This is a genomic window from Aeromonas sp. HMWF014 (assembly GCF_963878295.1).
GTDB lineage: Bacteria > Pseudomonadota > Gammaproteobacteria > Enterobacterales > Aeromonadaceae > Aeromonas > Aeromonas popoffii.
Map to the genome: position 1 here is coordinate 7914 of NZ_CAWNYS010000572.1, position 6881 is coordinate 14794.

Consider the following 6881-nt stretch of genomic DNA (forward strand, 5'->3'; position numbering starts at 1 on the left):
TCTGTTCGCTCTGCACCACGCACTGGCGAATCATATCGCAGCTTTGACCTGTCACCTCTTTCGCCTGGTTGGCGCGCGCCTGCAGGGTTTCTATGATGGCCACTATCTCGCCGGTGGATGCCTGGGTGCGACCCGCAAGGGTACGCACCTCATCAGCCACCACGGCAAAGCCACGACCCTGCTCACCGGCACGGGCCGCCTCGATGGCGGCGTTGAGCGCCAGCAGGTTGGTCTGATCGGCGATGCCGCGGATCACGTCCACCACCACGTTGATCTGGGCAGATTCACGCTCCAGCTCGGCGACCAGGGTCCCCGCCTGTTCAATCTCCTCGGCCACCCGGGTAATGGCCACCAGCGAGCTCTGCACATCCTGATTGCCGCGACGGGCCAGGGCGTTGGCGGAGCTGGCGGACTCAGAGGCGGTCTCTGTGTTACCGGCCACATCGGCCACGGTAGCCTTCATCTGGGTCATGGCGGTCGCCACCAGGGTGATCTCCTGCTGCTGGCTCTGGATCCCCTGCGCCGACTGTGCGGAGACGGCACTCACCTCTTCGATGGCGGTGCCAAGCTGGGTCACGGCGGCGACCACTTCTTCAATCAGACCACGCAGATTGTCCTGCATCTTGAGGGATGCCTTGGCCAGCATGCCCAGCTCATCACGACCTATGTGCTGGCGATCCAACTGATGGGTCAGGTCACCTGCGGCGATGGCGTTGGCCTGCGCCACCACGGCTTGCAGCGGCAAACAGATCTGGCGAGTCAGGAACCAGGTCATGGCCATCATGAACAGCAGCAGACCACCGATGCTCACCATGGCAAAACGGGTCACCATGTTGACGCTGTCGAGCAGGCTGCCACGATTCTCCTTCACGAAGCCGAGGTTCACCTCCACCAGGCTGTTGACCGACTGCTCCAGTGCACCATAGGCGGCGTTGGACTGGAACAGCTGTGCCTTGGCCTGGGCCAGCTGGCCTTGTACCAACAGCTGATCGACTGCATTGACCGAGTTCAGGTACTGCTGCCAGTCCTGCTTGGCACGGTTGAACACCTGGCGCTCATGTTCAGCACCCACCGTTGACTCGTAGGCACGGAAAGCGCGCTCGACCTTCTGGACACTGTCCTGAATACGGCCACGACGGGCCTGCAGATCGGCGGCATCGTCAACCATCAGCAGGGCGAACTGGGCCCGACGCACATAAGAGACGTCGTAGAGCAGCGTTTGCACCGAAAGCACGCTCGGCAGGGTGGAGTCGGTAAAGTTCAACACGCGGTCGCGCACGCCGCGCAGCTCGCTGGAGAGAAAAATACCGAATATCACGTTGACGGCAGCAATGACCGCAAAGACCACGGCAATCTTCTTGCCGATAGACAGATTTTTATAAAACATGGTGACTGGTGATCCTCAACTGCTGACAAGCAGGTGCACTGTGGCGATCACATCCGTGTGAGCTAATACCCGGACATTCCTGACGGGAGATGAGACGTTGCGAAAAACCAAGGGAAGGGCTGGTTTCGCGAGGGCGGCATGTTATCACAGAACGGCCTACTCCCTTCACCGGAATTCGCAGTGTGAAAGCAAGTTACTTTTCCTAACAACCAGACTTTCATCACAAACTATTTATAGCGACCAAAACATATCAAATCGTTAGCCGATGAATGCAATCGGTCAGCGGGCATGGACCCATGCCGCAGGCCCGCCTCGGTGTAATGCAACACCATGATGATGAGCATCCTCATCCGCTGCCAATCGAGGTCCTGCTTATGGATAACGCGTCGGCGCTGCCAGTTTCCTCCAGCTCAATCCCGCTACACGGGCTAGCGGTGCCCGTTATGGCCTCATCGGCGGACCGGCCGGCTTGGCCGCCAGTGCCATAGAGATCTATCACACGGTGACGCAGCCGGCATCGCTCCCAAAATAGATCGACAACCGGGATGGACACGTCAGCCGGGTCTGCGTCGTCCTCAGCAACCATGACAACGGCGCCATAGCGCGGCGGCAAGCCATCGGCGGGCTCTTCATCAATCGCGGCGGGATCCGCAACCGGACCCACTGCGACAAGCGGCTGATGAAACGGGGACATATCACTTCCACCTCTGTCCCCTTTTTATCTTCCTCCTGGCGATAATCTCGGAATGCTCGGCGCCATCGCCAACTTTTGTTATGATCCACAACAACTTATTCGGCCACACGGCCATCGAGACGAGGTGAGTGATGAAAGTAGGTATTATCGGCGCCATGGAACAGGAAGTGGCCTTGCTGCGCAGCCAGATGAACGAGCCAACCACCCTGCAACTGGGCGGTTGCGAGTTCTATCAGGGAATGCTGGCGGGCAAAGAGGTGATCCTGACTCGCTCTGGCATCGGTAAGGTTGCCGCCAGCGTCGCCACCAGCCTGCTGCTGGAAAAATTTGCCCCGGATTGCGTGATCAACACCGGCTCTGCCGGCGGCTTTGCCCAGGATCTTCATATAGGTGACGTGGTCATCGCCAGCGAAATGCGCTTCCACGACGTCGATGTGACCGCCTTCGGCTACGAGATGGGCCAGATGGCGCAACAACCCGCCGCCTTCCCCTGCGATGATAAATTGATTGCAGTGGCCCAAGATTGCATCGCCGAGCAAGGCAAGCATCAAACCAAAGTTGGCCTTATTTGTACCGGCGATCAGTTCATGTGCAAACCGGACGCCATCGCCAAGGCCCGTGCCGATTTCCCGCAGATGCTGGCAGTCGAGATGGAAGGGGCCGCCATCGGCCAGGTGTGCCACATGTTCAAGGTCCCCTATCTGGTGGTGCGCGCCATGTCAGACATCGCCGGCAAGGAACAGGTTGAATCCTTCGACGCATTCATCGAGGTGGCGGGCAAGCATTCGGCCGAGATGATCATCAAGATGCTCGGCAAGCTGTGATCGACCTCGCCACGCTGGAACACATGGCCGCCACTCCGGCGGCCATTTTGCTCGGGGCCGCGCTGCTGGAAGCCATACTGCCCTGGCCTGCCCAGTTCAGACTCTCCGCGCTGGTGCCCCTGCTGACCCGCTTGGGCCACAAGGTTCACCGTCCCGATGGCGCGCCCCAGCAGCAATTTCGGGCCGGCCTGCTGGCCCTGCTGGTCGTCTGGCTGCCATGCGCCGCCGGACTCTGGGCCGTGCGCAACCTCTCCCTCTCGGAGCCGCTGTTTGATCTGCTGTTTCTGCTGCTGATGATAGAATCGCGCCCGCTGCGAGAGCTGGCCAAGTCCACCCGTTCACTGGCATGTCAGGAAACCCTGGTGGTTGCCCGCCTGCAGGCCGCCCCCTGGCTCAGGCGTGAGACCGGCAAACTCTCCGTGATGGGGGTCACCAAGGCGGTCAGCGAGACCTGTGCACTGCGGCTGACAGGGCAGTGGGCCGGCCCCTTGCTCGGGTTTGCGCTGGCAGGCGTTCAAGGTGCCCTGCTGTGGCGACTCGCTCAATTGATGAACCTGGGCTGGAGCCCCAAGCAAGCGGCATTCAGCCATTTCGGCCGTGCCGCTGCCATGCTTTACCAGGGACTCTGTACCCCCGCCATCCTGCTGCTGGTACTGCCCCTTGGCCTGATCCGGCTGCGCCAACTGGGGGCTCGCCTGCGCACGGCAATACAGTGGCCCTACCCTGCCATGGGCGCCTTGTTGACGCTGCTGTCCCACTCGCTGGGTATCCGGCTGGGTGGCCCACGCTATTACCAGAACACCCTGTTCCGCTTCCCGGTGTTCGATGCGGTAAACGACCCTGATGCCAGCAGCGCACTGCGCTTGCTCAACCGGTTGCAACAGGTTGGCTGGGGCTGGCTGGCACTGGCACTCCTCTTCACCGCTCTGGAGCAACTGCATGGCTAGGTATGTCGCCCTGATCTGTCTGCTCTGTTGGCCACTGACGTTGCTGGCGGCTGCGCCGATGCGCATCGTCAGCCTCACGCCCCATCTGACCGAGCTGCTGTTTGCCATCGGTGCTGGCGATCGCATCGTCGCCACCGATGATGCCTCCGACTTTCCGCCCGAGGTGACAACTCGGCCACACGTGGCCAACTACCGCAGCATCAACCTGGAAGCCCTGCTGGCCCAGAAACCGGATCTGGTGGTGGCCTGGCACTCTGCCCAATCCCGCATGCTCGCTCCCATAGAGCAGCTGGGCATTCCCGTGTTCTACTCTGAGCCCACGGACTTCGCCTCCCTGGCCACAGAAATACGGGCGCTGGGAAAACGGTTGGAGCTGGAACAAGCAGCCAATTCCCAGGCCGATGCCTATCTCGCCAGATTGGCAGAACTCAAGCAACGCTACGGCCAGCCCAAGCATATCAAGGTGTTTTATCAGCTCTGGCATCCTCCTCTGACCAGCGTCAGCGGTGCCGCCTGGCCAGCTCAGGCCATCGAACTATGCGGGGGGGAGAACCTGATGGCCAAGGCCAAGATCCCCTACCCTCAAATCAGTCTGGAGCAGGTGATCAAGGCCAACCCGGCACTGATCCTGGCGGGGAGTCAAGATCCCGGCGCCCTGCGTCACTGGCAGCAGTGGCCCATGATCGATGCGGTCAAACACCAGCGCCTGCAACTCATCAACTCGGATGAGCTACACCGCTTCACCCCGAGGGCACTCAATGCCGTGCAGCAGGTGTGTGATGCCATCTCCCACCTGCAAACGAAGTAGCAACCCGCTCTGGTCATGACACCAAGATATTGAAAACAGAGACGCCGATATCAGCCGGCGTCTTGTTATGCCTGAACAGGCATTTTTTCAGTGGAAGGCATCACCTGCTGCTCAGGTATGTTTGAAGACATTAAGCCCGGCGAAGTAGGTAGAATCCTGCCGCTGGAACGCATCTGCATACATAACCTTACTCTCATCAAAGAAGTGACCGAGTATTGATTCAGCCTCTTTCAGCTTTCTTTCAAACTCGTCAGGTTCTACATTTACCAATGCCATCATCAAACTTATGATATTGGCATAGAAATAGTTTATCGAACCTATCATCACACGATAGAGATGACATTCACGACTCATGAGCAAGTAAAGGAGATAGTCATGGTGCCGTTGCATCAGGGCTAATATGGCATTGTGCTCACATGCCACGAGTTGCCAGTCTGCTCTAAGCTTATCTATAAGTTCATCAAAAAGTGACAAATTAAGCGCAGCATTGAAATCAAAACTGGTCATTTCAAAAGGTTGGAAACAGCTGTCCATCACCTCATCCATCAAGCGAACTTTATTCAGTTCAGGCCAATATGGCTGCAGCGATTCGATACGCTGAGGATTGGCGCCTTCTATATAAGCACCATCGCTACTATTGATGCAGCACAAATCAGGATTATCATTCAGCACACGTTCCATATTATGGATGGCGAGTCCAAACAAATGATTGATACGCACTTCCCCTCCAAAATTTCCCGGTGCAGGGAAGGTATCTTTCAGATCTTCATTATACTTTGCTTCTTTCTTGTCATTATAATAAAGGCTCAAACTTGAGTGATGTTTTCCCGCGGATTTGTAACCATTGTCGATGCCAAATAGATAAACCTGCTTGAAACCCAGCAAGGCCGCATAATTGAGACCTGTATTCCCAACAAACGGGTTGGAAAACTCAATGGAGTCATATTCAAATGCCTGACCAAAGGCACTGATCAGCATGGAAAACATGGGTTCGTTGGGTTTGAACGTCAATCCTGTCTTGCGGAAGAATTCTTTGCACTCAGGGTGGATGACATCAACACTCAGGAAGACGGTATCCTTGATAAAATCATCGGCATCCAAGATTCGCAGAAAATCTGCCGAGCTCTTGGTACGTTCTACCGCCACATAGATATCTGGTTTGACTCCTGCCTTGTGAAGCGCGCTGACGGCCGTACCACAGGCGATGATAATAGCCTGCTGCTGATGCTGCTTGATAAAATCAATGCTCTGATCCAGAGAAGGTCCATTGCCCACAACAAATACAGGTACCTGGCTGAATGCAGATGTGTCACGCTGTCGCTTGAGGAATGGTGTTCCCTCCTGCAGATGATTATGGCTATGGGCAAGTGCATAAATGTTATCGTCAAAAAATCCCCAACCCGTCTTGAGCAAATAGAACTCGCTCTCTACCTGATCTATCAGCGCATGCAATTTTGGTGAATGATAATGACAAAACGAGAAATAACTGGCCGACCAGAATGCTCCCTTGCGATGGAGGGCCTCCATCATGTCTGCCACCAGCAGTTGTTCATCTACACCGATGAACAGATGTAGACTAAGTGACTCTTTCTCCATATATTCAAGCAAGGTATGCCAGTCGAAGCAGTAAAGGGAAGCATAGAACATGTCGAGATCAGGTTCGAAGGCAAATAGATTCCTTATCTTGCACTGCTCATAGAGATAACCCAGTTGATAACCCAAGCCAATGCCGAACATGAGTGACAATGGAATATCTGCATTCAACACCGTATTTAATCTAAGGCCTTCCAAAGCAGCGTTATCTTTAAGCTTGGATATTTCATTGTTGTACTTTATATGGATTTGACCATCAATGTACCACTGGGGAACAAAATCGATGCATTGCAACACACTCTGTTCCATCACTTCGGTTATCTGTGCTTGTGCTTCGAAAAGTGGCTCCTCACCATAGAGTGCAACTTGCTCATCAAGCCACAACACATTGGGAATGCCATTTTCATTACAGAAGAAGCGAAATGGTCTGACAGGCTGGTAATCTTTGAAAAAATCATGAATACCAGGCATGTATTTTTCGAAGGCCGCCATATTAAGTTCATAACGGACAGGCAGCACCTCCAGCATGGCGGCTTCCTGCTTTTTTTGCAGTTCAAGGCGGGATAATTCATTTTCTACATGCGTAATATTCTTATTAAAATCCATTATATATGCCTAACCTGCATTC

At 55.3% G+C, this 6881-nt stretch carries 5 protein-coding genes; 3 read left to right on the top strand and 2 right to left on the bottom strand.

All coding sequences use genetic code 11. The features are described 5' to 3' along the window. On the bottom strand, positions 1–1387 hold a 1387-nt coding region (locus tag AAC083_RS22020; RefSeq protein WP_258224826.1), incomplete at its 3' end, for a methyl-accepting chemotaxis protein. 825 nt (positions 1388–2212) lie between these two features. On the opposite strand from AAC083_RS22020, the gene mtnN reads away from it, so the two are divergent. From mtnN to AAC083_RS22035, 3 genes are read left to right on the top strand one after another with little or no spacing between them, the layout of a single operon-like run. Beyond that, the gene (gene mtnN / locus AAC083_RS22025; RefSeq protein WP_042034452.1) at positions 2213–2905 is read left to right on the top strand and encodes a 5'-methylthioadenosine/S-adenosylhomocysteine nucleosidase; all 693 of its coding nucleotides are present in this window, start codon (positions 2213–2215) and stop codon (positions 2903–2905) included. Beyond that, positions 2902–3852, top strand: a complete 951-nt coding sequence (locus AAC083_RS22030; protein WP_181364856.1) for a cobalamin biosynthesis protein CobD/CbiB — start codon at positions 2902–2904, stop codon at positions 3850–3852. Before mtnN ends, AAC083_RS22030 begins: the two co-directional genes overlap by 4 nt. After that, complete coding sequence (locus AAC083_RS22035; protein ID WP_108537707.1) at positions 3845–4660, top strand: cobalamin-binding protein; 816 nt, start codon at positions 3845–3847, stop codon at positions 4658–4660. Before AAC083_RS22030 ends, AAC083_RS22035 begins: the two co-directional genes overlap by 8 nt. Before the next feature lie 111 nt (positions 4661–4771). On the opposite strand, the gene AAC083_RS22040 is transcribed toward AAC083_RS22035, so the two are convergent. Continuing rightward, the gene (locus AAC083_RS22040) at positions 4772–6859 is read right to left on the bottom strand and encodes a motility associated factor glycosyltransferase family protein (protein WP_181364857.1); all 2088 of its coding nucleotides are present in this window, start codon (positions 6857–6859) and stop codon (positions 4772–4774) included. Between the last annotated feature and the right edge of the window lie 22 nt (positions 6860–6881).